Below are 24,903 nucleotides of genomic sequence, written 5' to 3'. Positions count from 1 at the left end.
GGGTTCACCCGGCGTGTCGGTTCTGGTCAGCTCCACCCCGCTAGATTCGTGGCACTTCGAGCGTGGGAGGAAAGAGTGGATCTGCTGAGCAGGCGCGGGTTCCTGGCGGCCGGGGGTGTCATCGCGGCGGCCAACCTGCTGCCGGGCGTGGCGTTCGCGGAGCAGGCCGACGGCGACCAGACCCGCACGGTCACCGGCACCTTCGAGCCCAGCATCGAAGACTGGTTCTACCTCCCGGTCGAGGTGCCGCGCGGGGTGGCCGAGATCGAGGTGGTCTACTCCTACGACAAACCGCAGGTACCGCCCGGCACCCGAGGCAACGCCTGCGACATCGGCATCTTCGGCCCGCAAGGGCACGAGTTGGGCAACGCCCGGGGCTTCCGCGGCTGGTCCGGTGGTTTCCGGGACCGCTTCACGATCAACGCCGCCACCGCGACGCCCGGCTACCTGCCCGGTCCGATCAGCGCGGGCACCTGGCACGTCATCCTCGGCCCGTACACCGTCGCCCCGCAGGGGATGAACTACCGCGTCGACATCACGCTGCGGTTCGGTCCGCCCGGACCGCCAGCGCGTCCCAACCCGGCGCCCGAGACCGCACCGGCCCGCGACCGGGGCCGGGCGTGGTACCGCGGCGACTGCCACCTGCACACCGTGCACTCCGACGGGCGCCGGACACCCGAGGAACTCGTCGCCGCCGCACGCGCCGCCGGGCTGGACTTCATCACCTCCACCGAACACAACACGCCGTCGGCGTCGTTGCAGTGGGGCGAGCACGCGACCGACGACCTGCTCATCCTCAACGGCGAAGAGGTCACCACCCGCAGCGGGCACTGGCCGGCGATCGGACTGCCACCGAACACCTGGATCGACTGGCGCTACCGCGCTGACGACCCGCGCAGCTTCCGGCGCTTCGTCGACCAGGTGCACGACGCGGGCGGCCTGGTCACCGCCGCACACCCGTTCGCCAACTGCTTCGGGTGCAGCTACGAATTCGCCTACGACCTGGCGGATCTCGTCGAGGTGTGGAACCAGGGCTGGACCGAAGAAGAGGAAGCGGCCGTGCACCACTGGGACGGCCTGCTGCGCACCGGACGCTGGATTCCGCTGATCGGCAACTCCGACGCGCACAACCCCGAACACACCGTCGGCAGCCCGCAAACCGTGGTGCTCGCCGACGGCCTGCGGCGCGAGGCGCTGCTCGCCGGGCTGCGCGCGGGACGTTCGTGGCTGGCCGAATCCGCAGCCGTGCAGCTGGACTTCACGGCCACCGGCGGCGGTCGCACGGTGGGCATCGGCGAACGGCTGCCGGTGGACACCGGCACCCCGGTGATCCTCGAACTGACCGTCAGCGGCGTGCCGGGCACCACGGTGCGGCTGCTGGACCAGCTCGGGCCGGAGCACACCGAGGCGGTCCCCGACTCCGGTTCGCTGACCACGAGCTGGACGGCCTACCCGCGCTACACGCGCTGGGTGCGGGCGGAGGTCCGCAGGCCGACGGGGATGGTGGCGATGACTAACCCGATCTTCCTCGGCGAGTAGCCGCGGCTCGGGAGCGGTTGTTCCGGTAAGGACCGGGATTTCCACTCACGAGCCAGGCGCACCCGAGCGCCGCGACCGCCGGTTCCCCGGTGGTCGCGGCGCTCGACGTGCTAGACGGCCTGCCCGGTCAGCGGGTGACCGAGTAGGAATGCGCGCCGGTACCGGCGAGCTTGCCCCGATCGACGATGAGGTACTCGTCGCGGATCGGCGTGTCTGCCAGCCAGTTCTCCAGGATTTCCCGGGTTCCGGCGGCGTAGCGGGCCTGGGCCGACAGCGAGCTGCCGGAGATGTGCGGGGTCATGCCGTGGTGCGGCATGCTCCGCCACGGGTGGTCCGCCGGTGCGGGCTGCGGGAACCACACGTCACCGGCGTACCCGGCCAACTGCCCGCTCTCCAGCGCGCGGACCACGGCGTCGCGGTCGGCGATGCGGGCGCGAGCGGTGTTGATCAGGTAGGCACCGCGCTTCATGGTCCCCAGCAGTTCGTCGTCGAACAGCCCTTCGGTCTCCGGGTGCAACGGCGCGTTGATGGTGACCACATCGCAGACCGGCACCATGTCGGCGGCGCTCGGGTGGAAGGTGAGGTTCAGCTCCCGCTCGACCTCCTCCGGCAGGCGGTGCCGGTCGGTGTAGTGCAGGTGCACGTCGAAGGGCGCCAGGCGGCGCAGCACCGCGAGCCCGATCCTCCCGGCGGCGACGGTGCCGACGTGCATGCCCTCCACGTCGTAGGAGCGCGCCACGCAGTCGGCGATGTTCCAGCCGCCGTCGAGCACCCACTTGTAGGAGGGCAGGTAGTTGCGCACCAGCGAGAGGATCATCATCACCACGTGCTCGGCGACGCTGATGCTGTTGCAATAGGTCACCTCGGCCACCGTGACACCGTGTTGTATCGCGGCGTCGAGATCGACGTGGTCCGAACCGATTCCAGCGGTGATCGCCAGCTTCAGGTTCTGCGCCTTGGCCATCCGCTCCGCGGTGAGGTAAGCGGGCCAGAACGGCTGGGAGATCACCACATCCGCATCAACCAGCTCGCGGTCGAACGTCGAGTCCGCGCCGTCCTTGTCGGAGGTGACCACCAGGGTGTGGCCCTGGCTTTCCAGGAATCGGCGCAGTCCCAGCTCACCCGACACGCTGCCGAGCAGGTGGCCCGGCGTGAAGTCGATCGCACCGGGTGTCGGCAGGGTCTGTCCACTGGGATAGCGCTCTATGCGCGGCAGGTCGTCCCGCGCGTAAGAATTCGGGTACCCGTCCACCGGGTCGTCATACAGGACGCACAGCACCTTTGCCATGATTTGGCTCCCAAGATCGTTCTGTCAGGTGCTTTTGACCTTCCCCGTGCCCGAAGCCACGGTCAAAACGAAACTTTCTATTCGGGGATAGCCCAATTCTATCCAGCGTGCTGTGACGAGGCCAGATGGTCGTGCAGCACCCGGTCGAGTTCGCTGCGCACGTCCAGATCGCGAGTCAGGTCCAGCAACGCCCGCGCCAGGATCGGCTCGGGGTCGCGGTCGGCCACCACGAGACCGATCTGCGGCGAGTAGGTCGGGCGCTCCAGCGGAACGATCCGCATTCCTTCGGGGGTGCCGAACATGTGCAGCCAGGCGTGCGCGATCACGCTCGACCACCGGTGCGTCCCGACGTGCGCGTACAGCGCCGACACCGTGTCGGTTTCGATCGCGGGCACCGGGGTGACCCCGGCGTCGGCGAAGATCTTGTCGAGGATGCGGCGGTTGCGCATCCGCGGGGTCAGCATGCACAGCGGCAGCGACGCGACCTCGGACCAGCGCACCAGCTGGCGGTCGGCGAGTTCGCCGTCGTTGGGCGTCAGCAGCAGGTAGCGCTCTTCGTAAAGCGGTGTCACCCGAACGTTTCCGAGCTCCTCATCGTCCACATAGGTCATCGCGATGTCCAATTCGAACTCCGCGAGCCGACGTGTGATCTCCCGCGAGGACAGGGATTCCAGCGAGATCCGGGTGTGCGGATGCCGCTCGCAGAACGGCGTCGTCAACAGCGGGGCCGCGGTCAGCGCGCTGGGGATCGCGCCGACGCGCAGCACACCGGACAGGCTCTCGCGCATCGTCGAGAGGTCGTGGCGCAGTGCGTCGCACTCGGCGAGGATCCGGTGCGCCCACTGGAGAACGCGCTCGCCCTCCGGGGTGAGTCCGGCGAACCGGTGGCCCCGCAGCACGATCGCGACGCCGAGCTCCCGCTCCAGCTTGCGGATGGCGGCGGACAACGAAGGCTGCGAAACGTGGCAGGCGTCCGCGGCACGAGCGAAGTGCCGCTCCCGGGCCAACGCGACGAGGTACTCCAACTGGCGCAAAAGCACGACACAGCCTCCCGCACCAACCGGCCTCCCGTCCAGTGAAACTCCTGGGTTCGACCCGGCCGATCACTGCCAGAGCAGGCACTCGGCATCAGCTCATCCTCTTGCGAACCATACCCCCCTAGGGTATAAATCGAGTGTTGTCGGAATGGTGGCTGCCCGGTGGGTGGCCCGTAGTAGGGGAGTGTTGTGGTGATTGGGCACGAATCGCACTCGCATGACCAGCACGCTCAGCGGCATGGGCACCATGTCGGCGATGGGCGTGCGCTGACCCGCACCGCGATCAAGGCGACGGCGCACTGCCTGACCGGATGCGCCATCGGCGAAGTCCTCGGCATGGTCATCGGCACGGCGCTCGGTTGGTCCAGCGGCGCCACGGTCATCCTGGCCATCGCCCTGGCGTTCGTGTTCGGATACAGCCTGACCATCGTGCCGGTGCTGCGGGTCGGTATTGGTTTCGGCGCCGCGCTCGGCGTGGCGCTCGCCGCGGACACCGTGTCGATCGCCGTGATGGAGATCGTCGACAACGCCATCATGGTCGTGATCCCCGGCGCGATGGCGGCCGGGCTGACCAGCCCGCTGTTCTGGGGTGCGCTGGCCGCGTCGCTGGCGATCGCGTTCGTGGTGACCGTTCCGGTCAACCGCGTGCTGATCCGGCGCGGCAAGGGACATGCCGTCGTGCACCAGTACCACCACTGAGGCGAGTTCACTCGTTGCGGCCGAAGGACCTGATCTCCGCGGCTTCTTCGCGGGTGAGCTGCCGGGGCACCTCGCCGTGCGCGAGCTTTGCGCTCTGGATGCGGTGCCGGATCTCGTCGACGATCTCCGGATTGGCCAATGTTGACACATCGCCCACATCGGAGAAGTTCGAGATCCCGGCGATGACCCGGCGCATGATCTTCCCGGAGCGGGTCTTGGGCATGTCGTCGACGATCCAGACGTTCTTCGGCCGGGCGATCTTGCCGATCTCGCGCTCGATCGCACCGGTCACCGCCTGCCGGATGGCCTCGGTGGGCGCCGTGCCCGGTTGCAGCGCGACGTACATCTCGACGGCTCGACCGCGGATCTCGTCGATCACCGGGACCGCCGCCGCCTCGGAAACCTCGTGGACGGTCAGCGACGCGGACTCCAGTTCCTTGGTGCCCAGCCGGTGCCCGGCTACGTTGATCACGTCGTCGACCCGGCCGAGAATCCGGAAGTAGCCGTCGGCGGCCTGCACCGCCCCGTCCCCGGCGAAGTACGGCCAGTCCCGCCAGTCGGTGCTGGCCGGGTTCCGGCAGTACTTCGCGTAGTAGATCTGCACGAACCGCTCGGGTTGGCCCCAAATGGTCTGGAAGATCCCCGGCCACGGGTTGCGGATGCAGATGTTGCCCGCCTTGCCGCTACCCGCCTCGACGATGTTGCCGTTCTCGTCGTAGATCACCGGGTACACGCCGAGAACGCCGGGACCGCAGCTGCCCGGCTTCATCGGCTGCAGGGCGGGCAGCGTGCTGCCCAGGAAGCCGCCGTTCTCGGTCTGCCACCAGGTGTCGACCACGACCGCCTCGCCCTTGCCAGCCACATCGTGGTACCAGCGCCACACCTCCGGCTCGATGGGTTCGCCGACGGTGGTCATGTGCTTGAGGTGGTAGTCGTACCTGTCCGGTTCGCGCGGGCCGAGCTTGCGCAGCATGCGGATTGTGGTCGGTGCGGTGTGGAAGATGTTCACCCCCAACCGCTCGGCGATCCGCCACACCCGACCGGCGTCCGGGTAGGTCGGGGCGCCTTCGTAGATGACGCTGGTGGTGCCCAGCGCCAGCGGACCGTAGACGATGTAGGAGTGGCCGGTGATCCACCCGATGTCGGCACAGCACCAGTAGGTGTCTTCCGGGTGGATGTCCTGGTAGTACTTCGAGGTCCCGGCGACGTATGCGAGATATCCACCGGTGGAGTGCTGACAACCCTTGGGGCGCGCCGTGGTGCCGCTGGTGTACATCAGGAACAGCGGGGCTTCGGCGGGCATCGAGACGGGCTCGACGACCGCCCGGTGGTGCTCGGCGAGCAGTTCGTCGACGAAGAAGTCACGCCCGTCGACCATCGGGGTCCGCGAGGTGCAACGCCCCGCGTGCCGCCGCCACACCAGCACCTTGTCGACCTGCTGTCCGAGTCCGTCCGCGGTCCGCACCGCCTCGTCGGCTTTGGCCTTGTGGTCGAACAGCTGACCGTTGCGGTAGTAACCGTCCGTGGTCACCAGGATGCGGCTGCCGGAGTCGGCGATCCGCTCGCCGCAGGCGGCCCCGCTGAACCCGCCGAAGACCTCGGAGTGGATCACGCCGAGCCGGGCGCAGGCGAGCATCGCCACCGGGAGCTCGGGCACCATCGGCAGGTGGAAGGTGACCCGGTCACCGGTCCGCAGTCCGCAGAAGTCGCGCAGCAGGGCGGCGAACTCGTTGACCTGCCGGTACAGCTCCTGATAGGTGATCGTCCTGGTCGGCTCGTCCTCCGGCTCCGGGACCCAGATCAGGGCCGCCTTGTTGCGATCGGTGGCCAGGTGCCGATCGACGCAGTTGTAGCAGGCGTTGAGCCGCCCGCCTACGAACCACCGCCAAAACGGCGGGTTCGAGGTGTCCAACGTGGTGTGCCAGTAGGCGTCCCAGCTCAACAGGTCGGCGTATTCCTTGAAGCAGTCCGGGAAGTGGCCTTCGTCGAAGCGACCGAGGATGTCCGGGTCGGCGGCATTGGCCTGGGCGATGAACTTCGCCGGTGGCTGGTAGTAGTCCTCCTCCCGCCAGTGCACGGAGATCTCCGCTTCGGAGGCCGGTGACTCGTGTGCTGTGGTCATGGCTCACCCTCCCGCCCGAACAGGCCAGCGCAAACCCCGAACTCGTACAGTTCCGCGGACACCTCGGCCTGGCCGTCGAATGCGGCGACGTCGCCCCTGTGCAGGGAGTCCCAGCAGAACTCGTCGAGCAGGCGCACGGCCCGGACCGCCACCGACGTCAACGCGGTCGGCAGGGTCGTTTCGACTTCACGGCGCAGCCGGGCAGCCTCAACCGCGGCGGCCGGGGCACCCGCGACCGCCTGCAACTGCGCCAACCGCAGTGACAGTTCGCCGACGAGGTACTGCTGCGTCATCGCCGCCCAGTCCGATGTCTGCAAGGGTGCTGCTCGCGCTGGCCACCGCACCGAATTCTGCGACGACATCATCGTATCTCCGGACCACCCCGACGTCTCGGTCGCGGGCAACGAGGTGACGCGAGCGCCTCCGGGGTACCCGTGGTTTGGCGTTCGCATTTCTTTTGTCTAGGGGGCTGTGATGAATGAACGCGCATGGGAACGCGCAGGTGCCATAAGCGGACTGGCCGCAGCGGTGTTGTTGCTGGTGAGCCTGTTCCTCAACCCGTTGCCGCCGACCAGCGAAGAGCCGGTGTTGGCCTTCTTCTACGTGGCCGCGAACCGGTCGACGGTGCTGCTGTCCGCGTTGCTGGCGACCGTTGCGGGGGTGGTGTTCCTGTGGTTCGTGGGGCACCTGCGCCACCTGTTGCAGCGGGCTGAAGGCGGTGCGGAAGCGTTCTCGCCGGTGGTCTTCGGCGCGGGCGTCGGCCTGGCGATTATGACGATGGTGAGCACGCTGCCGGTCACCACCCTGGTCTCGCTGAGCCGGAACGTGGAAAGCGCCAGCCAGTCGATGGTGTTCGTGCTGTCCGAGCTGCACCGGTTGTCGCTGGGGGCGCTCGGTCTGCTGATCGCGTTGTTCGCGGCCACCGCCGGGGCAGCCATGGTGCGGCGCGAGTTGATGGCGCCGTGGCTGGGCTGGTTCGGTTTCGCCGTGGGGCTGATCGGTCTGGTCGCCGGTGTCACTTCCTTCTACGTGCCGGGCGTGTTCGTCACGATCGCGTCGCTGGTTACCGGTGTGGTGTTCGCCGTGTGGCTCGGCCTGACGTCGGTGCTGATGGCCTACCGGCCGGAGGTCGACCGGGCTCCGGCCACCGGAACGGCCTTCGCGCACTGAACCGCCTGCAACCACATCGGTTCCGGGACAATCCATAGTGGACTGACTGGTTCCCGGGGCGCGGCAGCACCTGCTAGTGCTGGATCAGCTGGGTGCTGGCGACTTCCCAGGTGCCGCCGTCGCGGGTCGCACCGCGCAGCCCGTCGAAGGTGCCGACTCCGCCGATGGCGATCAGGTCGTCACTGGCCAGCGCGGCGGTGGCGACCGTGCGCGCCGGGTCCCAACCGGTGGAGCGCGTGAGTCGACGTCCCATCCGCAGCCAGCCGGGCAGTCGCCCGGTCACCACCCACGCGTCGGGATCCTGCGCGGTGAAGCGGCGGGCCTGCCGCAACCAGGACGCGGCCTGTTCGGGCCAGTCCACGATGTCCAGCACGTGCCCGCCGCGCTCGGTCCAGGCCTGGGCGAGGGCGGCGGCGGTCGCGCGGGAAACCGCGTCGCGCGAGGTCCCAACCACGATGTAGGCCACGCGTGGCCGCATCCCCGCGAGCAGCCCCAGCACCGCCGCGACCTTAGCCGCGCTGTGCGGCGGGGCGGGCGCGGTCGGCGCAGTCACAGCCGGTGCTCGCGATCGTCGGACCAGTGGGGCCGAGGTTCCAGGCAGCTGACCGCTTTTCCATTGCCGGTACTGCTCAGGCAAGCACACCGCGCAGGGCCGGTAACCCGCCGAACGCGCGGTGGCTTCGTCGGCGAAGAACACCCGATGAGCCACGTAGCCGCCATCGGCGATCGCACGCCGCGCCGACGGGCAGTCCAGCCGTCCGTAGATCCGGCCGCGCCGGTACCCGCCGAGCTCACCTGGCACGGCGCTTTCGTACGGCTGCCCATCGGCCCCGATCAGCGTGTAGGACATCAGGTGGCGTCGTGGAAGACCAGGCCCAGCGTGTGGCGGCGTCCGGAACGCACCGGCGAGACCCCGTGCCGGACCGGGGACGCCGACCACCCGCGAACCGAGCGCACCGGCCGGTCGCGAGTGGTGAACACCAGGCCGCAGCCCTGCGGGATGAGCGTCGCGGTGCCCCGCGACTGGGCGCGGGGGCGTTGCTCGACCAACAGGAACTCCCCGCCGGTGTGGTCGGTGCCCGGATCGTTGAGGTTGATCACTACCTGCAACGGGAACACCTTGTCGCCGTAGAGGTCGCGGTGCAGCGCGTTCCAGCCACCCGGCTCGTAGCGCAGCAGGATCGGGGTGGGGCGGGTCTGCCCGGCTCGGTGGCAGACGTCCAGCCACTCGTCGAGCGTGCCCGGCCACTCCGCTTCGCGTCCGAGCTTGTCGTGCCAGTCTCGGGCGATGGGCAGCAGTCGCGAGTACAGGGCTTGCCGCAGTTCCTCCACCGGCGCCGGGAACGGGGCTGCGAAGTAGCGGTAGTCGCCGTTGTCGCCGAAGCGGTGGCGGCGCAGGTTGATCGTGGCGCGGAAATGCCGCGGCTCGTCCCACAGGGCGGCGATGCGCTCGCACTCGGCCGGGGTCAACAACTGCGGCAGCAGGGCGCAGCCGTAGTCGTTGACCCCGGTAGCGACCGCACCCCAGTCCGCACTGGCGACCCGCTTGGCGAACCGGTCCGAATTCGCGGTGCTCATGCCGCCTCCAAACTCAGCAGGGTGGTCTTGGCTTCCGGGCCGCCGACGTAGCCGCCAGCGGTGCCGTCCGAGCGAACGACGCGGTGGCACGGCACCACCACCGGCAGCGGGTTGGTCGCGCACGCCGTGCCCACCGCCCGCACCGCCTTCGGGCTGCCCGCCGCCGCGGCGACCGCGGCGTAGCTCGCGGTGCTGCCGTAAGTGATGTCCGGCAGGTGCGAGAGCACGTTGCGCCGGAACCCGCGCGAGAGGCGCCAGTCCAGCGACAGGTCGAAAACACGCCGCTGCCCGGCGAAGTACTGCTCGATCTGGCGGGCGACCTCGTCCAGCCGCCCCGGCGCGCGCAGGATGCGCGGGCTGACCGTTTCCGCCAGCGACTCCAGAACCTGGTCGTGGCCCTGGCGGGCGAAGGCGACCCGCACCAGGCCCTGTTCGGTCGCGGCCAGCAGCAGTTCGCCGACCGGGGTGTCGACCGTGCGGTAGGAGACGTCGAGCAGGCCCTCCCGCTCGGCGGCCTCGACCAGCAGGGCGTGCAGCCGGGCGCTGGCGTCGACGCCGATCGCCGGGAGCGCGTCGAACAGGTGCCGGTCATCGGATTCGTGGCTCGTCATCATCACATTCACCTTCCCGCACTCGTGGCGTGTTGATAGGTCGCGCGCAGGGTCTTGATGCCGTCGGCGGCGGCCCGACGCGCGGCGGCGGCACTGCCGCCGGTGATCGCGGCGATCTCGGCATAGGGCAGCCCGGCCAGGTAGTGGTAGGCCACCGCCGTGCGCTGCTTGGTCGGCAGCGCGCCGAGCGCGGCCCACAGGTCGCCGTCCCAGTCCTCCGGTCTGCCCGTGGTGCTGGTCCGTTCGGGCAGGCGCTCGACCACCACCGGTCGCCGCGCCGCGGCTCGGGTGACGTCGATCGCCTTGCGGTGCGCGATGGTGACCAGCCACGCCTCGACGTTCGCGTCTTCGGCCAGTTCCGGATAGGCGCGCAGGGCAGCCAGGAACGTCTCGGACCACGCGTCGTCGGCGTCGGCGGGTCCGAGCACGGCCCGGCAAACCCGCAGCACCATCGGCCCGTACTCGTCAACGATCTGCTCGAACGGTCTCACCTTCACCCCCGGTAAACGCCCCGGAACATCAGAACGTGAGGTGCGGATGTGCAGCGGATGCGCAACAGCATGCGGGATGCTCGGGGGCGTGGCGGTGCGGAGGTTCGATCGGAGTGCCGGGGTGCCGGTCTGGCTGGAGCGCATCGGCCGGGTGTTGCGGGCGCATCCGCTGCTGGTCGACTCCGGGTTCGCGGTGCTGCTCGCCGCAACGCTCGGCCTGTGGACGGTCTCGCTGCTGTTCGACGGCACGAGCGAACCGGTGGTAGGTGGGGCACCGGCCACGCGCCCGCCGTGGCGAGCGCTGGTGGTGGCGTCGGTGGTGGCCGGACATGCCGCGGTCGCGTGGCGCCGGGTTCGCCCCGGTGTGTCGTTCGCCGTCGTAGGTGCCGCGACGGGTGTCCAACAGCTGGCGAGCATCTGGTGGTTCCTGCCGTCCGCACCGCTGTTCCTGGTGGCGCTGTATTCGTTGAGCGCCTGCGGAGCGCGGCTCGCTCCGGTGCTGGGCCTGGCCACCGGCGTGGTCGGAGCCGTGGTGGTCTCGGTCTGCGGTTTCCCGCTCGCCGGTCTTCCCGCCGGACCGGCGCAGTGGTTCGAGCACGCGGCGCTGCGGTTGATCCCGTTCGTGGTGGCGGCATGGAGCCTCGGGATGTTCCGCCGGGTGCGGCTCGCTCATGTTGCCGCACTGGAAGACCGTGCGGTGCGCGCCGAGGCCGAGCGGGAGGAGCGCGCGCGGCGCGCGGTCGCCGACGAGCGCGCGCGCCTCGCCCGCGAGATGCACGACGTCGTCGCACACGCGCTGTCCGTGGTGATCAGCCAGGCCGACGGCGGCCGGTACGTGGCCGAGACCGACCAGGCCCGCGCGGTGGATTCGCTGTCCACCATCGCGCGAACCGGACGCCAGGCCTTGGCCGACATCCGGGGACTGTTGCAGGTGCTGCGCAGCGCGGCGGGCGACGATGAGCAGTTCCCGCATCCGCGACTGGCCGATCTTCCGGAGTTGTTCGATCGCATCCGCGCGGCGGGTGTGCCCGTCGCGTTCGAGGAGCGCGATGCACCTGGTGACGGCGAGCACGGCCTGAGCCCCGCCGCCGAACTCGCCGCGTTCCGGGCGGTCCAGGAGGCGCTGACGAACACGCTGAAGCACGCCGGGGCCGGTGCCCGAGCGCGGGTGCGTTTCGGGTGGTTCGCGGACTCCGTGGTGATCGAGGTGCGCGATGATGGCGCGGGTGCGGGCCTCGGCGATCCCGGGCACGGACTGGTCGGCATGCGGGAACGGCTGTCCGTGGTCGGCGGGCGGGCCGCGGCGGGTCCGGCGACCGGTGGCGGATACCTGGTGGAGGCGTGGTTGCCGCGCCGGGGGGAGAGGTGAGCCGGTGAGCATCCGGGTGTTCTTGGTCGACGATCAGGCCCTGGTGCGCGCGGGTTTGGCGATGGTGGTCGATTCGCAGCAGGACATGACCGTCATCGGGGAGGCCGGGGACGGCCGCGAGGCGCTGGACCGCCTGGCGACGACCTCGGTGGACGTGGTGCTCATGGACGTGCGCATGCCGAGGCTGGAAGGCGTTGAGACGACACGACGTCTGCTGTCCCGCGAGGCCGCGCCGAAGGTCATCATGCTGACGACCTACGACCTGGACGAGCACGCGTTCGCCGCGTTGCGCGCCGGTGCCAGCGGATTCCTGGTCAAGGACGCCGACCCCGAGGAGTTGCTCGCCGCGATCCGCACCGTGCACCGCGGCGACGCGGTGATCGCGCCGTCGACGACTCGGCGGCTGCTCGACCAGGTGGCCACCGAGCTCCCGGTGCCGCTGACCGGGCCGGATCCGTTGGCGCCGTTGACCGAGCGGGAACGCGAGATCCTGCTGCTGGTCGGCCGCGGCCGCTCCAATGCCGAGATCGCGGGCGAACTGCACCTGAGCGAGGGCACCGTCAAGACGCACGTCTGGCGGATCCTGACGAAGTTGGGGCTGCGGGATCGGATACAGGTGGTGGTCTTCGCCTACGAACATCGGCTGATCCGCCCCGGCCCGCAGCACTGAGATCCGGGCTGTCTCAACCCCTGGTCACATCGATCGCTGACCGCGGGTAGACGCGGTGCGAGCTCCCGAAACGGCATGGTCTGGTGCGAACCGGCGCCGCACGAGGAGCAACGATGACCGGATCGCACCCGATATTTCGCCGCGCCGAGCGGGCCCGTCCGGCGGCGGGGCAGCACCATCCGCACGATGTGCCGCTGCCTCGCCCGGTGGCGTTCGCGCTGGGTGCCGGTGGCAGTCACGGAGCTGTCCAAGTAGGACAGTTGCGGGCGTTGGGCGAGCACGGTGTTCGCCCCGATTTCCTCGTCGGCTGCTCCGTCGGTGCGCTCAACGCCGCGGTGCTGGCCGCCGATCCCGCTTCGGCGGTCCCAAGTCTGGACACGTTGTGGCGGCGCGCGCGGGCCCGCGATCTCTTCTGCTGGGGCGGCGGATCGGTGCGCGATCGACGGGCGGTGTTCAGCGGCGACGGGCTGCGCCGACTCGCCGAATCGGTCCTCCCGCCGCACGGCAGGTTCGAGGAACTCGCCGTGCCGCTGTTCGTGCTCGCGACCGAACGCGGAGCTCGTCGGCAGCGCGTGCTCCGCGCTGGACCGCTGCTGCCCGCGCTGCTGGCGAGTTGCGCGATACCGGTGCTGCTGCCCGCGGTCGAGATCGACGGTGTCGCCCTGGTCGATGGCGGGATCCGCCACGACCTGCCGATCGCGGAGGCCTTCGAACTCGGTGCGGCTTCCGTGATCGCGCTGCCGACGACCCGCTGGCCCCGCCCCGTCGGGTACCGGTCGTCCGCCTCGGTTGACGATCACCGGGTTCTGGTGCTGGGCGGCGCCGTCAATCCCGGGACGGGCTGGACGTTCTCCCGGACGGGGCAGCTGATCGAGCGTGGCTACCAGGCGACGAACTGGCAGCTGCGGGATCTCGTCCAGCGTCGCCGTCGCATCGCAGTTTGATGTGATCGCTAACATGATCGGGTTTGTTGTTTTGAGCGATATGGGTGCATCGAGGCGCATCGCGCGACGTCGGTACATCGTCCCGAACATTGGACGACGAACTTCGCGGAGGTGCAGCGCTCCCTGTCGGCACGCTGGCACCGATCAGCTTCTACGTCGCGTACCAGAGCGGTGTGGTGCCGATCAGCACCGACCAGGGCGCCAACCTGATCTCGTCGATGATCGCCTTCTGCGTGGACGTCGCGGTCAGCGTGCCGATCGCGCTGGCGACCTCGCCCAAGACCGACGCCGAACTCGAAGGTCTGGTCTACAGCCGCGCGGCGGCCCGCTCGGCGGGCGAACCGGCGCCCGGTGACTCCGCCTGGTACCGGCGCCCGGCCGTGCTTGGATGGAGCGCAATAGTCTTGGCCGCATTGTGCTACCTCCCGTTCTCGTTCTGAGCGAGGAAGATTCCGCAGCGTGCAAGGAGGAACCGAATGCCAGAAGATGCGGTCGAGCGCACCAGGCGCGCGGCGGCTGTCGCCGAGTTGGAGCAGCAGTCGGCGACGGCGCGCAAGCTCTTCGACATCCGAACGATGATCGGCGGGCTGTTCCTGCTCTACGGCCTGCTGATCGGTGCGGCCGGGCTGTTCCCCACCGCGGCCGGGTTGGTGAAGTCGCAGGGCATCAACATCAACCTGTGGACCGGGCTGGCCATGCTCGCCGTGGCAGCGCTGTTCCTCCGCTGGGTCTGGCTGCGTCCGCTCAAGCACGGCACCGCCAGATGACGCCGCGCGCCGTCACCATCGATGGACCGGGCAGCCTGCGGGTGGGGCCTGCCGAACCGGTGCCGCCCGGCCCGGGGGAGGCCCTGATCCGCGTGGCGTGGAGCGGGATCTGCGGATCGGACCGCGAACTGTTCACCGGCGGACGCCCGGCGGGGCTCGTGCGCTACCCGGTCGTTCCCGGGCACGAGTGGTCGGGCACCGTGGTCGAGGTCGGCTCGGGCGTCCGCGCCGAGCTGGTCGGCGAATCCGTGGTGGGCGAGGGGTTTCGCAGCTGCCAGGTCTGCGCTGCCTGTCGTCGCGGCGAGAACAACCTGTGCGCGGCGGGATATGACGAGACGGGATTCACCCAGCCCGGCGCGTGGTCCGACTACCTCACCATTCCGGCACGCCTGCTGCACGTGCTGCCGCACAACGCCGACCTGCGGGCCGCGGCAGCGCTCGAACCGGCCGCCTGCGTGGCGCAGGCGTGCCTGAAGCTGGCAACCGTGCCCGGTGAGCGCGTCGCGGTCGTCGGCGGAGGCAGCCTGGGGTTGCTCGCCACGCAGCTGCTGGCCGCGGCGGGACCGGCGGAACTGGTCGTGGTCGACCCCGAGCCGACGCGCGCGGAGCTGGCCGTCGCGTGCGGTGCAACCACGTCGTGGCGCTCTGCGGAGGCAGCGCAGCACTTCGGGCGCTTCGACGCGGTGCTGGAGGCCGCGGGTGCTTCCGGCACCGCGGATCTGGCCACCCGGCTGGCTCGTCGCGGCGGGCGGGTCGTGCTGACCGGCGTTGCCGCGCACGACGAACAACCGCCGTCGCCGGGACACCTGGTGCAAAACCAGCTCACGCTGCACACGGTGTTCGGCGCACCGTCGGGGGCCTGGGTCCACGCGGTGCGGGCCTTCACCACCGGCGTGCTCGATCCGGGCCGGATCATCAGCCGCGAGTACGGGCTCGACGACGCGGCCGAGGCGCTGCGGGCCCGCGACGGAGAACGTGCCAGGATCGTGAAGGTCCTCCTGCATCCCTGACAGCTTCGAGGAGATCCCCGATGGCCGAAGCACAGCAGCTCACCGACCCGTGCGCGCACCACGGCGAAGGCCCGGTGTGGCACCGGGACTGGCCCGGGTTGCGCTGGGTGGACATGCTGGCCGGGGACGTGCTCACGCTGGACGAGGCGACCGGTGCGGTGCGGCGCGCGCACGTCGGCTCGGTCGCGGCGGCGTTGCGGCCTCGTAGCGTTGGCGGCGCGGTGCTCGCGCTGGAGCGGGGATTCGCCCTGGCCGACGACGATTTGACCGAGGTGCGGCCGCTGCCCGAGGTGTGGCGCGATCCGGCGGTGCGGATGAACGAAGGCGGCTGCGATCCCGACGGCCGCTTCTACTGCGGATCGATGTCCTACCGCAGCGATCCCGGAATGGGGAAGCTGTACCGGCTGGACGCGGATGGTTCGGTTTCGGTCGTCCTCGACGCGGTCACGATCTCCAACGGCCTCGCTTGGAGCCCGGACGGGACGACCGCGTACTACGTGGACACTCCGACGCAGTGCGTCGACGCGTTCGACTACGCCGACGGCGAGCTGCGCGCCCGGCGCCACGTAGCGCACGTGGCGCCGGAGGCCGGTGCGCCCGACGGGCTCACCGTGGACGCGGACGGGTACCTGTGGGTGGCCCTGTGGGGCGGGTCAGGCGTGCACCGCTACTCGCCGACCGGTGAACTCGTCGACCGCATCGAGGTCCCCGCGCCGAAGGTGACCGCCTGCACGTTCGGCGGCCCCGACCTGACCGACCTGTACATCACGACTTCCCAGGTGGGCACCGACCTGGAGGCCCATCCGCTGGCGGGCGCGGTCTTCCGGGTGCCGCGAGCGGGCCATGGCCAGCCGGTCCTGCCCTATCGGGGATGACCGTGCTCGGCACTAGCACCAATGGCGTTTTGCGGCTGGTTGTTTGCCGTTTGTGGTGTCAACACGCCGTTGTCGCTTCTTGGCCAGCTTGAGTCCGCAGTCTCTAATCGCGCCTTGAGGCGCGGTGGTCGGCGGGCCGGGAGATGGCATGGAATTGCGGTATTTGGAATCCTTCCTGGCGGTCGCCGATGAGCGACATTTCGGTCGCGCGGCGGCGCGGTTGCACCTTTCGCAGCCCTCGTTGAGCCAGCACGTGCAGCGCTTGGAACGGGCGGTGGGGGTGCGGTTGGTCGATCGGGGTCCGCACCGGGTGCAGTTGACGGCCGCTGGGGCGGTGTTCCAGCAGGACGCTCGACGGTTGCTGGGTCAGCTTCGAGAGGCGATCAACGCGGCGAAGGAGGCGGATGCTGGTCACCACGGGACGGTGCGGGTGGGGTTCAACTACCCGGCGGGTCGGCGGGTGCTGCCAGCAACCTTGAGTCGGTTGGCGGACAGTTATCCGGGGTTGCGACCGGTGCTGGTGGAAAAGCGTTCTGGTCCCCAGTTGGCTGGCGTCGCGGCCGGTGAGTTGGATGTGGCACTGGTGTTTGGTGCGCCGACGGATGCGGCGTACGCCTCTCGGTTGGTGTTTAGCACGCCCCTGATGGCGTTGGTGGCGACACAGCATCCGCTGGCCGCTCGTCGCGAGGTGTCGTTCGCGGAATTGTGCGAGCACCGCTGCCTGTTGTTCAAGCGCGAGTTGAGCCCGGCTTGCTACGACGCCCTGGTGATGGCCGCGCGGCATGCCGGGGCTGAACTGGACGTAGCCGACGAGGTCGACGACTCGATCGGAACAGCGATGGTCGTGGCCACGGGATCGGCGGTGGGGTTCGCATCGGCGGAACGGGCGACCGAGGCCGCCGGGATGGGGCTGAAGCCCATCGTTTTGGTGGAGCCCGAGCCGATCGTCGATGTGTGCATCGTGTGGTCGGCCGGGGGCGCCGCGCCGTCGACCCAGCGGTTCCTGGATTGCGTTGCGGCGGCGGGGCCATTCACCGAGCCTGCGGCGGTGGGACGGTGCTGATCACGTGGCGTGGTCTGCGATTGGACAACTCAATCGCGTCTTTGGCATTTGTTCATTGCGCCGAAGGTGCCGCACTTGAAAGCTGATAGCCGACGGATTCCTCCCTGTTTCCCGGCATCATGCGGAAGAAATCGAGTGTTCTTGATGGAGTTGACAATTCTTGGCTGCCGCTCCGGCATGCCCGCGGATGGCCAGGCCAGCTCGGGCTACCTGGTGACCGCCGGTGCTGACACCACCCTCCTGCTGGACTGCGGTCCCGGCGTGGCCACGGCGTTGAGCGGGCTGTGCGCTTTTGATGCGCTGGACGCGGTGCTGATCACCCACGTTCATCTTGATCACTGTTATGACCTGCTGCCCATCGGCAAGGCCCTGCTTTCGGCGGGGTTGCGCTATCCGGTCGACGGAGAGCCTCCGCAGGATGATGTGCGGTTGGCGCGGCGGATACCGCTGTATGTTCCCGCAGGTGCTCGGGCGCTGTTGACGCAGCTCGCGGCGCTGTTTCCGGTGGCCACCGTGCCAGCGCTGGACCGCGCGTTCGACCTCGCTTTCGACGTGCACGAATATGACCCAGGGCAACCGTTCGCGGTGGGCGCTGCCCAAGTCGAGCCAGAACTGCTGGCACACGCCGCACCGAACTGCGGTTTCCGCATCACCTCAGCCGACGGCACCCTCGTCTACACCGGAGACACCGGCCGCACCGACGCTTTGCGCCGACTCGCCCGGGATGCCGACCTGCTGTTGGCGGAATGCACCTTGGCCGCACCGGATTCCGGTCCCCACGGTCATCTCTGCGCCGAAGACGCCGCCGAGGTTGCGCATCGAGCTGGCGCCGGGCAGCTCGTGCTCACCCACTTCAGCTCCGCGGATCCGGGCCAGCTGGAGCTGTTCCGGGACAGTGCTGCCGCGCTGTTCGCAGGCCCGGTACACGTCGCGACGCCGTATGCCCGATTCCCCATTCACCAGGCGCGAGAGGCACTGCAGTGATCAACCGAACGCTCCGCGGCAAGCTGGCCGTTCGCACGGCGCTCGCGGCTGTTCTCGCAACAACACTGGCGGGCTGCGGCCAGCACAGCGCAGGGCCACCGGGGACGATCACGCTGACGTTCCTGTCCTACAACTACGGCACCAGCGACCTTGGCGGGCAGGGGACGCAGGAGCTCATCGACGAGTTCGAAAGAGCCAACCCAACCATCAAGATCAATCCACAAGGCGTTGCCGTCGCGGACGTACTGACCAAGCTGCGCACATCGGAGATGGGTGGTACGGGCTTCGACGTGGCGCAGATCGGCTGGAGCAAGATGGCCGAGGCCTATCAGACCTTACCGATCACGCCGGTGCAGAAGATAGCCTCGGAGCGGGACTGGAACGACACCGTCGCCGGATTCAACCCGGCAGTGCTGAAAGCCACCGAACACGACGGTGGCACTGCGGCGATGCCCTACACGATGTCGATTCCCACCCTGTTCTACAACGCCGATCTGTTCCGCAGCGCCGGCCTGGACCCGACGCGACCGCCCGAAACCTTCGATGACGTCAAGGCCGCCGCGCTCGCCCTCGTCCAGCACGGCGCCTACGGCGTCTACGTGGATGCGGCCAATGCCAGCAAATCCGACTTCCTGACCCAATCCCTTGTCAACAGCAACGGCGGCTCGATCGTCTCCCCGAACGGGGCGGTGACGCTGGATCAGCCGCCCGCGGTGCAGGCATTGCAGGTGCTGGCGGACTTGACCCGGTCAGGAGCCCAACCGGCGGTCAGCGAAGACGACGCACTCGCGGCATTCAAGGCGGGCAAACTGGGCATGCTGGTGACCTCCACCGCCGTCCTCACCGCACTGGACAAGGCGGCGGCCGGAAAATTTCAGGTGCTCACCGCGGGACTTCCCCGTTTCGGCGACAAACCAGCCCGGCCCACCTACTCCGGAGCCGGACTCGCCGTACTGTCCAAGGACCCGGCCAAGCAGCAGGCGGCGTGGAAGTTCATCCAGTTCCTGACCAGCGAGCAAGCCTTCACCACCATCACCACCAAAATCGGCTACCTGCCGCTGCGGCCCAACGTGGTCAGCGAGCCGCGCTATCTCAAGGGCTACTTCGACTCGGACAAACGGCTACTTCCCGCCTTGCGGCAACTGGACACCCTGACCCCGTACACGTTCTTCAACGGGCCGAAGGCAAATCAAGCCGTGGTGACACTGCAGGACGAGGCGGTGGCGCCGATCATGCTGCGGGACGCGGAGCCACCAGCCACCCTCCGCACCGTCGCCGACAAGATCCGCGGACTCACCGGCGGATGACCACGATGACACCCTCGCGCGGGGCATGGGCCTATCTGACGCCGCTCGTCTTGGTGCTCGCGGTCACCATGTACGGGCCGCTGGTCTTCACCGTGCTGCTCAGCGTGGTCGACTGGGACTTCACCAGCGCGCCCGAGTTCGCCGCGCTGCAGCATTACCTCGACCTGTTCACCCAGCCCGAATTTCCTGCGGCGCTGGCACGGACGGTGCTGCTGGTCGTCTGCCTACTGCCGTTCGCGACCGCCCTGCCCATGGCATTGGCGATCCTGCTGTGGAAACGGCCCGGTCGGGCAAGCACGATCTACCGCACGCTGCTGTTCACACCTGTGGTGCTCGCACCGGTGGCCAACGCGTTGTCGTGGCAGTTCCTCCTCAATCCGCTGCAAGGCATGGCCAACCAGGCCTTGGGACTGCTGGGCTTCGGTCCGGTCAACTGGCTGGGCAACCCCCACACCGCGTTACCCGCCATCGCGCTCATCACCGCGGGAAAAATCGTCGCCCTCAACGTCGTCCTCTACGGGGCCGCACTCAGTGGACTCGACCCGCAATGTGTGGAAGCAGCCCGCGCTGACGGAGCGACCGAGGGACAAGTCACTCGTCACGTGCTGATCCCCCAACTCGTACGCACCACCGGGCTACTCGTCGGCGTGACCGTCGTCCTCGCCGGGCAATGGGCCTTCACCAACGTGGCCGTACTGACCCAAGGAGGCCCGGACGGTGTCACCGACAACGTCTACTACCGGATCTACACCTACGGTTTCACCTTTTTCGAACCCGGCACGGCGTCGGCCGCGGCGGTCGTCCTGATGGCGGTACTCGGTGCGCCACTGGTCATCCGCGGCTTGCTGCGGCACCGACGGTCGGCGGTGGCGAAGTGATCAAGCCCGGCGGTCGAAGATACCGCGCCAGCAGTCACGCGGTACTCGTGCTTGCCTGCCTCGGATTGCTACTTCCCCTGCTGTGGGCCCTGATCAGTTCGTTCAAGCCAGCGAGCGATCTCTACGGAGCGAGTGTGCTTCCGCTGCCCGCCAGCCTTGAGAACTACCAAGTCGCGACCCAGGAATTTCCGCTGTTCCGCTTGCTGCTCAACACACTCGTCACCGCGGCCGGTGTCAGCGTGGGCCATCTGGTGATCGCTGTATTGGCCGCGTACGCGATGATCCGGTTCCGTTTCCGAGGACAGCGACTACTGCTGGTGCTGGTGACGATCGCGCTGCTGATCCCGGCGCAGGCCCTGATCATTCCCCAGTTCCTGCTCGTCTCCCGCCTTGGGAGGCTGGATACCTACGCAGGGCTGATCATCCCGCAGTTGGGCGGCTGCGCCTTGGCGGTGTTACTGCTACGGCAGAACTTTCACACCATCCCGGAGGAAATGTTCTCCGCCGCCCAACTCGATGGCTCCAACTCGATCCAGACGCTGTGGCACGTCGTCCTTCCCCTATCGCGACCCGCGCTGGGCGCGGTGACGATCCTGTCCTTCATCAACACCTGGAACGAGTACCTGTGGCCGATGCTGATCGCGCCGACACCGGAACACGCCACGATCCAAATGGGATTGACGTTGTTCACCAACACCGAGGGGTCCAATCCCGGACCACTACTCGCGGCCGCGACGCTTTCCACCGTGCCCGTGCTCGCCGTTTACGTGTTCACCGCACGCCACATAACCCACGCCTTCTTGCACTCCGGGCTGCGATGATCGCCGAGCTCACGAGGGTTCGGAGTGCTGCACCGCGACGCCGTCGCCGCGGTAGTCCGCGTAGGTGTAGGGGTTCGGGATCAGCTCGGTTTCCGGGATCTCCGGTGCCATGCATTCCCGCCAGGCTTCCTCGCCCATCCCGGCGCGGATGTGCTCCACCGTCGCGGCGACCTCGGCACGCGCTCGGTCGAGGTCGATGCCGACGAGTTCGTGCCGGTACTTGACCAACTCGCCGTTCACCAGCACGGTGTGCACGTCGCCGCGACCGGCCTGGTAGACGACGTGCCCGTAGGGGTGCAGGATCGGGAACATCGTCGGCGACCGGTCGTTCTTGATCAGCACCAGATCGGCCTTCTTACCGGGCGTCAGCGAGCCGATGAGGTGGTCGAGCCCCAGTGCACGGGCCCCGCCCATCGTCGCCCACTCCACGACGTCCGCGGCGCGGAGTTTGTTGTGCACCACCGTTTCGCCGTGCGCGTGCGCCTCCAGGTGTTCGCGGGACCGGTCCGCGGACAGCGTCGCCCGCATCGCCGAGAACAGGTCGGCGCTCCACCACACGCTGGTGTCCATCGACAGCGACACCGGGATGCCGTGCTTGCGCAGCTGCCAGGTGGGCGGGTAGCCCTGGCCCGCGCTCTGCTCGCTCTCCGTGGAAACCGAGGCGGTGCCGCCGGAAGCGGCGATCCGCTGGTAGGAGTCGTCGGTGAGCGTGGTGGCGTGCACGTAGGTGACCTTCGGGGTCATGAAGCCGTGCTCCCACATCAGCCGGATGCCGTCGTCGTTCGTCGCGCCCCACACGCCCGCGTGGGTGGTCACCGGGAGATCGAGGTCCCTGGCGGCCTCGAACGCGCCCCGCTCCGGGAATTCCGCGTCGCCGGTGACGTCGAAGGCCAGCTGCAGGCCGAGCATCTCGTCCGGCGCGCTGAAGTGCTCGCTCACGAAGGCCCGGAACCTGGCGTCGTTGGCCCATTCCCAGGGCGCCCCGAGGATGTTGCCGTAGCCCAGCACGAACCGGCCTGGCAGTGAGCGCAGCGCTTCGACCGCCGCTTCGGCGTGCTCGACGGTCTGCAGCCCGTGCGACCAGTCCACTGTGGTCGTCACCCCGGCGTCGAGCGCCTCGATGCCGGAGAGCACGTTGCCCGCGTGGATGTCGGCCGGGCGGTGGATCTTGCCCCAGTTCAGGTAGTAGAACACGAAGTACTGCGACAGCGTCCAGTCCGCGCCCAGGCCGCGCAGCGCGGTCTGCCACATGTGGCGATGGGTGTCGACCATGCCGGGCAACAGGATGCCGCCGGTCGCGTCCACCTCCACCGCGTTGTCCGGGACGGCGAGGTCCCGCCCCACCTGCTCGATCCGATCGCCCCGGACCAGCACGTCGCCGCCGTCGAGCACCCCGATCGATGGATCCATGGACAGCACGGTCGCACCGCGGAACAACACGGGCCGGTCCGGCGTGAAGTCGGCTACCTGCGGATCAGGCGTCATCTCGCACCTCGCTGTGCTCGGGATCGACGTAGTGCGCATTGCGGTCGACGGACAGGTAGACGTCGCCCCCGATGGGCTGCCGGAGCTCCTCGGCGAGGTGGCCGAGCAAGCCCGCCGCGCGCGCGAGCAGGGCGTAGCCCCGGAGCAGTTCGATCGGCAGCCCGAGATCGGCGAGCGCCGCACCGCAGACACCGGCACCGTTGAGCGGCAGCGTTCGGCCGAGCACATCGGGCGCCACCCGCCCGATCGCCTCGAACAACGCGAGGTGCGGGCCGTACTGCCCCTCCTCGCGGGCGATGCGGATGATGACCGGTGTCCGCGGATCCTGTCCTTTGTGGACCGGATGGCCAAGGCCCGGGACCAGCCTCCGCTGCGCGCGGCGGTCTTCGACGGCGCGGCGCGCCAGCGCGTCCCATTCCTCGTCCGTAGCGGGGGTTTCGGGCCGCGCGGCGAGGGTTTCGGCGAGGAAGCGGCCGGTGTCCTCGGTGACGCCGAGGAATCGGGATCCGCCGCCGAGCAGACCGGCCGCCATCGCGCCCTGCACGGACTCGGGTGCGGACAACAGGGTCAGGCGCGCCGCGATCGCGGTCGGGGTGAAGCCGTGGTCGGCCAGTGCGACGAGCACGGTCTCGAACACGCGGACTTCCGACCGGGTCGGGCGGCGCCGGGTGGTCAGCCAGAAGGCCAGCTCTCCGAAGCCGACCTCGCCCATCAGCTCGTCGGCGAGGTCGTGGCCGAGCAGCGTGATCGTGGTGGCATCGGAGGTGCCGATCGAGGTGGGGTAGCCCTGGGATTCGTCGGACAAGGGTCGCTCCTCGGATCAGTCGGCGGGTTCGGCGAGCCAGGCGCGTATCTCGTCGCCGTGCTGGTTCAGCCCCGGTGGTGGCAGGACGTGGCGGGTCGGCGTGGCCGACAGCGAGATCGGGTTGCGGATCGACGGCACCACGTCGTCCCCGGCGCCCACGCGGACCACCGGATCGAGACCGAGTTCGTCGGCCAGCGCCACGCCTCCGTCGACGTGGTTGATCGGGCCGCACGGCACGCCCGCCGCGGACAGCTGCCGGAACCAGTCGTCGGCGGAGCGCTGCATGAGCTTGCCGACGAGCAGCGGCCGGAGTTGTTCGCGGTTGCGGGTGCGGTCCTCGTTGTGCAGGAAGCGCTCGTCGGTGATGAGCTCCGCCAGTCCGAGTTCCCGGCACAGGATCCGGAACTGGCCGTCGTTGCCCGCGATGATGATGAGGTCCTTGTCGGCCGTCGGCAGCGGCTCGTACGGGAACAGGCTGGGATGTGCGTTGCCCATGCGGTGCGGCACCACGTCCCCGGCGACGTGCGCGGCCGAGTGGTTGACCAGCGCGGACAGCGCCGAGGACAGCAGGTTGACCTCGACGTGCTGGCCTTCGCCGGTGCGATCGCGGTGGTGCAGCGCCGAGAGGATGCCGATCGCGGCGTGCATCCCGGTCATCACGTCGAACACCGAGATCCCGGCCCGGTACGGGGGACCGTCCGCGTCGCCGGTCAGGCTCATCAGCCCGGAAGCGGCCTGCACCAGCAGGTCGTAGCCGGGCAGCGCCGCGCCGCCAGCCGTGCCGAAGCCGCTGATCGAAGCGTAGATCACGCCCGGGTTCGTCTCGCGGACCGAGGAGTAGTCGAGTTCGAAACGCCGCAGCCCACCGGGTTTGAAGTTCTCGATGAGGACGTCGGCGCGCCTGGCGAGTTCGCGGGCCGCGCGGAGATCGTCCGGGTTCTTCAGGTCCAGGCCGATCGACCGCTTGTTGCGGTTGATCGCGAGGTAGTACGTCGACACCCCGTCGCGTTCCGGGGGAATCCAGGTGCGGGTGTCGTCGCCCGCCGGGGACTCGACCTTGATCACCTCGGCGCCCAGATCGGCGAGCAGCATGGTGGCGTAGGGACCGGCGAGGATGCGGGAGAAGTCTGCGATCAGCAGTCCGGCGAGCGGTCCGTCGGTGCCCGTCACTGCACCTCCCAAACGAACGGTGTCCGTACAGCGGACGATCGTCCGTCATCGTGCGCGCAGCATTGCCCGCATGTCAACGCTTCTCAGCACCGCCGGAGTGCCTGTCCTTGGACTCGTCTTGCTTCGCGGTGCGGGTGGCAGACCTGGCGATTTCGCGCGAAATCGCCCCCCGCCCCGCGTGGGAGACGGCGATTTCGCGCGAAATCGTCCACCTCACCCG

The 24,903-nt window shown here is 69.0% G+C and carries 26 protein-coding genes; 15 read left to right on the top strand and 11 right to left on the bottom strand.

All coding sequences use genetic code 11. The features are described from left to right. Positions 1-75: 75 nt before the first annotated feature. The gene (locus tag ACTWQN_RS13650) at positions 76-1,539 is read left to right on the top strand and encodes a CehA/McbA family metallohydrolase (protein ID WP_504230363.1); all 1,464 of its coding nucleotides are present in this window, start codon (positions 76-78) and stop codon (positions 1,537-1,539) included. Positions 1,540-1,666: 127 nt separating this feature from the next. Here ACTWQN_RS13650 and ACTWQN_RS13645 read toward each other — a convergent pair whose 3' ends face one another. Beyond that, positions 1,667-2,827 (bottom strand): NAD-dependent formate dehydrogenase, encoded by a 1,161-nt coding sequence (locus tag ACTWQN_RS13645; protein WP_443203811.1) that lies wholly within the window; start codon positions 2,825-2,827, stop codon positions 1,667-1,669. A gap of 98 nt (positions 2,828-2,925) precedes the next feature. After that, positions 2,926-3,867: a LysR family transcriptional regulator gene (locus ACTWQN_RS13640; protein WP_443203810.1), complete on the bottom strand. Its 942-nt coding sequence runs from the start codon at positions 3,865-3,867 to the stop codon at positions 2,926-2,928. Between the two features lie 192 nt (positions 3,868-4,059). Here ACTWQN_RS13640 and ACTWQN_RS13635 point away from each other — a divergent pair, with 192 nt between their 5' ends. Continuing rightward, the gene (locus ACTWQN_RS13635; protein ID WP_443204045.1) at positions 4,060-4,563 is read left to right on the top strand and encodes a DUF4396 domain-containing protein; all 504 of its coding nucleotides are present in this window, start codon (positions 4,060-4,062) and stop codon (positions 4,561-4,563) included. A 7-nt stretch (positions 4,564-4,570) separates the two neighbouring features. Here the strand turns inward: ACTWQN_RS13635 and acs are convergent, their stop codons facing one another. Beyond that, positions 4,571-6,685 carry an acetate--CoA ligase gene (acs, locus tag ACTWQN_RS13630; protein ID WP_443203809.1) on the bottom strand — a complete coding sequence of 705 codons (2,115 nt, stop codon included), beginning with the start codon at positions 6,683-6,685 and terminating at the stop codon, positions 4,571-4,573. Then, on the bottom strand, positions 6,682-7,002 hold the full coding sequence (locus ACTWQN_RS13625; protein ID WP_443203808.1) for a hypothetical protein: 321 nt from the start codon (positions 7,000-7,002) through the stop codon (positions 6,682-6,684). The genes acs and ACTWQN_RS13625 overlap by 4 nt, the downstream gene beginning before the upstream one ends. A gap of 157 nt (positions 7,003-7,159) precedes the next feature. Here ACTWQN_RS13625 and ACTWQN_RS13620 point away from each other — a divergent pair, with 157 nt between their 5' ends. Then, complete coding sequence (locus ACTWQN_RS13620) at positions 7,160-7,855, top strand: hypothetical protein (protein WP_443203807.1); 696 nt, start codon at positions 7,160-7,162, stop codon at positions 7,853-7,855. A gap of 73 nt (positions 7,856-7,928) precedes the next feature. Here the strand turns inward: ACTWQN_RS13620 and ACTWQN_RS13615 are convergent, their stop codons facing one another. From ACTWQN_RS13615 to ACTWQN_RS13600, 4 genes are read right to left on the bottom strand one after another with little or no spacing between them, the layout of a single operon-like run. Continuing rightward, positions 7,929-8,705 carry an Ada metal-binding domain-containing protein gene (locus ACTWQN_RS13615; RefSeq protein WP_443203806.1) on the bottom strand — a complete coding sequence of 259 codons (777 nt, stop codon included), beginning with the start codon at positions 8,703-8,705 and terminating at the stop codon, positions 7,929-7,931. Next, on the bottom strand, positions 8,705-9,433 hold the full coding sequence (locus ACTWQN_RS13610) for a 2OG-Fe(II) oxygenase (RefSeq protein ID WP_443203805.1): 729 nt from the start codon (positions 9,431-9,433) through the stop codon (positions 8,705-8,707). Before ACTWQN_RS13610 ends, ACTWQN_RS13615 begins: the two co-directional genes overlap by 1 nt. Beyond that, positions 9,430-10,044 (bottom strand): methylated-DNA--[protein]-cysteine S-methyltransferase, encoded by a 615-nt coding sequence (locus ACTWQN_RS13605; protein WP_443204044.1) that lies wholly within the window; start codon positions 10,042-10,044, stop codon positions 9,430-9,432. The genes ACTWQN_RS13610 and ACTWQN_RS13605 overlap by 4 nt, the downstream gene beginning before the upstream one ends. An 8-nt stretch (positions 10,045-10,052) precedes the next feature. Beyond that, a complete protein-coding gene (locus ACTWQN_RS13600; RefSeq protein WP_443203804.1) occupies positions 10,053-10,541 on the bottom strand; it encodes an RNA polymerase sigma factor in 489 nt (162 codons plus the stop codon). Positions 10,542-10,656: 115 nt separating this feature from the next. Between ACTWQN_RS13600 and ACTWQN_RS13595 the strand changes: the two genes are divergently transcribed. The 12 genes from ACTWQN_RS13595 to ACTWQN_RS13540 all read left to right on the top strand — a co-directional run bounded on the left by ACTWQN_RS13595 (position 10,657) and on the right by ACTWQN_RS13540 (position 21,223). Then, positions 10,657-11,904, top strand: coding sequence for a sensor histidine kinase (locus ACTWQN_RS13595; RefSeq protein ID WP_443203803.1), 1,248 nt, complete (start codon positions 10,657-10,659; stop codon positions 11,902-11,904). 4 nt (positions 11,905-11,908) lie between these two features. Next, on the top strand, positions 11,909-12,574 hold the full coding sequence (locus ACTWQN_RS13590; protein ID WP_443203802.1) for a response regulator: 666 nt from the start codon (positions 11,909-11,911) through the stop codon (positions 12,572-12,574). 113 nt (positions 12,575-12,687) lie between these two features. Continuing rightward, entirely contained in the window at positions 12,688-13,518 is an 831-nt protein-coding gene (locus ACTWQN_RS13585; RefSeq protein WP_443203801.1) for a patatin-like phospholipase family protein, read from the top strand. Positions 13,519-13,607: 89 nt separating this feature from the next. Further along, a complete protein-coding gene (locus ACTWQN_RS13580; protein ID WP_443203800.1) occupies positions 13,608-13,958 on the top strand; it encodes a hypothetical protein in 351 nt (116 codons plus the stop codon). A gap of 36 nt (positions 13,959-13,994) precedes the next feature. Further along, positions 13,995-14,285, top strand: coding sequence for a hypothetical protein (locus ACTWQN_RS13575; protein WP_443203799.1), 291 nt, complete (start codon positions 13,995-13,997; stop codon positions 14,283-14,285). Next, positions 14,282-15,295 carry a zinc-dependent alcohol dehydrogenase gene (locus tag ACTWQN_RS13570; RefSeq protein WP_443203798.1) on the top strand — a complete coding sequence of 338 codons (1,014 nt, stop codon included), beginning with the start codon at positions 14,282-14,284 and terminating at the stop codon, positions 15,293-15,295. Before ACTWQN_RS13575 ends, ACTWQN_RS13570 begins: the two co-directional genes overlap by 4 nt. A 20-nt stretch (positions 15,296-15,315) precedes the next feature. Next, on the top strand, positions 15,316-16,170 hold the full coding sequence (locus ACTWQN_RS13565; protein WP_443203797.1) for an SMP-30/gluconolactonase/LRE family protein: 855 nt from the start codon (positions 15,316-15,318) through the stop codon (positions 16,168-16,170). Positions 16,171-16,318: 148 nt separating this feature from the next. Beyond that, on the top strand, positions 16,319-17,233 hold the full coding sequence (locus tag ACTWQN_RS13560; RefSeq protein WP_443203796.1) for a LysR family transcriptional regulator: 915 nt from the start codon (positions 16,319-16,321) through the stop codon (positions 17,231-17,233). Between the two features lie 9 nt (positions 17,234-17,242). Continuing rightward, positions 17,243-18,217: an MBL fold metallo-hydrolase gene (locus ACTWQN_RS13555; RefSeq protein WP_443203795.1), complete on the top strand. Its 975-nt coding sequence runs from the start codon at positions 17,243-17,245 to the stop codon at positions 18,215-18,217. Continuing rightward, positions 18,214-19,524 (top strand): ABC transporter substrate-binding protein, encoded by a 1,311-nt coding sequence (locus ACTWQN_RS13550; protein WP_443203794.1) that lies wholly within the window; start codon positions 18,214-18,216, stop codon positions 19,522-19,524. The genes ACTWQN_RS13555 and ACTWQN_RS13550 overlap by 4 nt, the downstream gene beginning before the upstream one ends. A gap of 5 nt (positions 19,525-19,529) precedes the next feature. Further along, on the top strand, positions 19,530-20,402 hold the full coding sequence (locus ACTWQN_RS13545; protein ID WP_443203793.1) for a carbohydrate ABC transporter permease: 873 nt from the start codon (positions 19,530-19,532) through the stop codon (positions 20,400-20,402). After that, entirely contained in the window at positions 20,399-21,223 is an 825-nt protein-coding gene (locus ACTWQN_RS13540; protein WP_443203792.1) for a carbohydrate ABC transporter permease, read from the top strand. The genes ACTWQN_RS13545 and ACTWQN_RS13540 overlap by 4 nt, the downstream gene beginning before the upstream one ends. A gap of 9 nt (positions 21,224-21,232) precedes the next feature. Here ACTWQN_RS13540 and ACTWQN_RS13535 read toward each other — a convergent pair whose 3' ends face one another. The 3 genes from ACTWQN_RS13535 to ACTWQN_RS13525 are packed head-to-tail and all read right to left on the bottom strand — an operon-like array spanning position 21,233 to position 24,683. Beyond that, positions 21,233-22,708 carry an amidohydrolase family protein gene (locus ACTWQN_RS13535; RefSeq protein ID WP_443203791.1) on the bottom strand — a complete coding sequence of 492 codons (1,476 nt, stop codon included), beginning with the start codon at positions 22,706-22,708 and terminating at the stop codon, positions 21,233-21,235. After that, positions 22,698-23,513 carry a citryl-CoA lyase gene (locus ACTWQN_RS13530; protein ID WP_443203790.1) on the bottom strand — a complete coding sequence of 272 codons (816 nt, stop codon included), beginning with the start codon at positions 23,511-23,513 and terminating at the stop codon, positions 22,698-22,700. Before ACTWQN_RS13530 ends, ACTWQN_RS13535 begins: the two co-directional genes overlap by 11 nt. A 15-nt stretch (positions 23,514-23,528) precedes the next feature. After that, a complete protein-coding gene (locus tag ACTWQN_RS13525) occupies positions 23,529-24,683 on the bottom strand; it encodes a CaiB/BaiF CoA transferase family protein (protein WP_443203789.1) in 1,155 nt (384 codons plus the stop codon). Between the last annotated feature and the right edge of the window lie 220 nt (positions 24,684-24,903).

The sequence above is a fragment of the Saccharopolyspora antiqui genome, from assembly GCF_052246905.1.
Classification (GTDB): Bacteria; Actinomycetota; Actinomycetes; order Mycobacteriales; family Pseudonocardiaceae; genus Saccharopolyspora.
The sequence above is the reverse complement of the archived record's forward strand: the minus strand, read 5'-3'. Positions and strand labels throughout refer to the sequence as shown.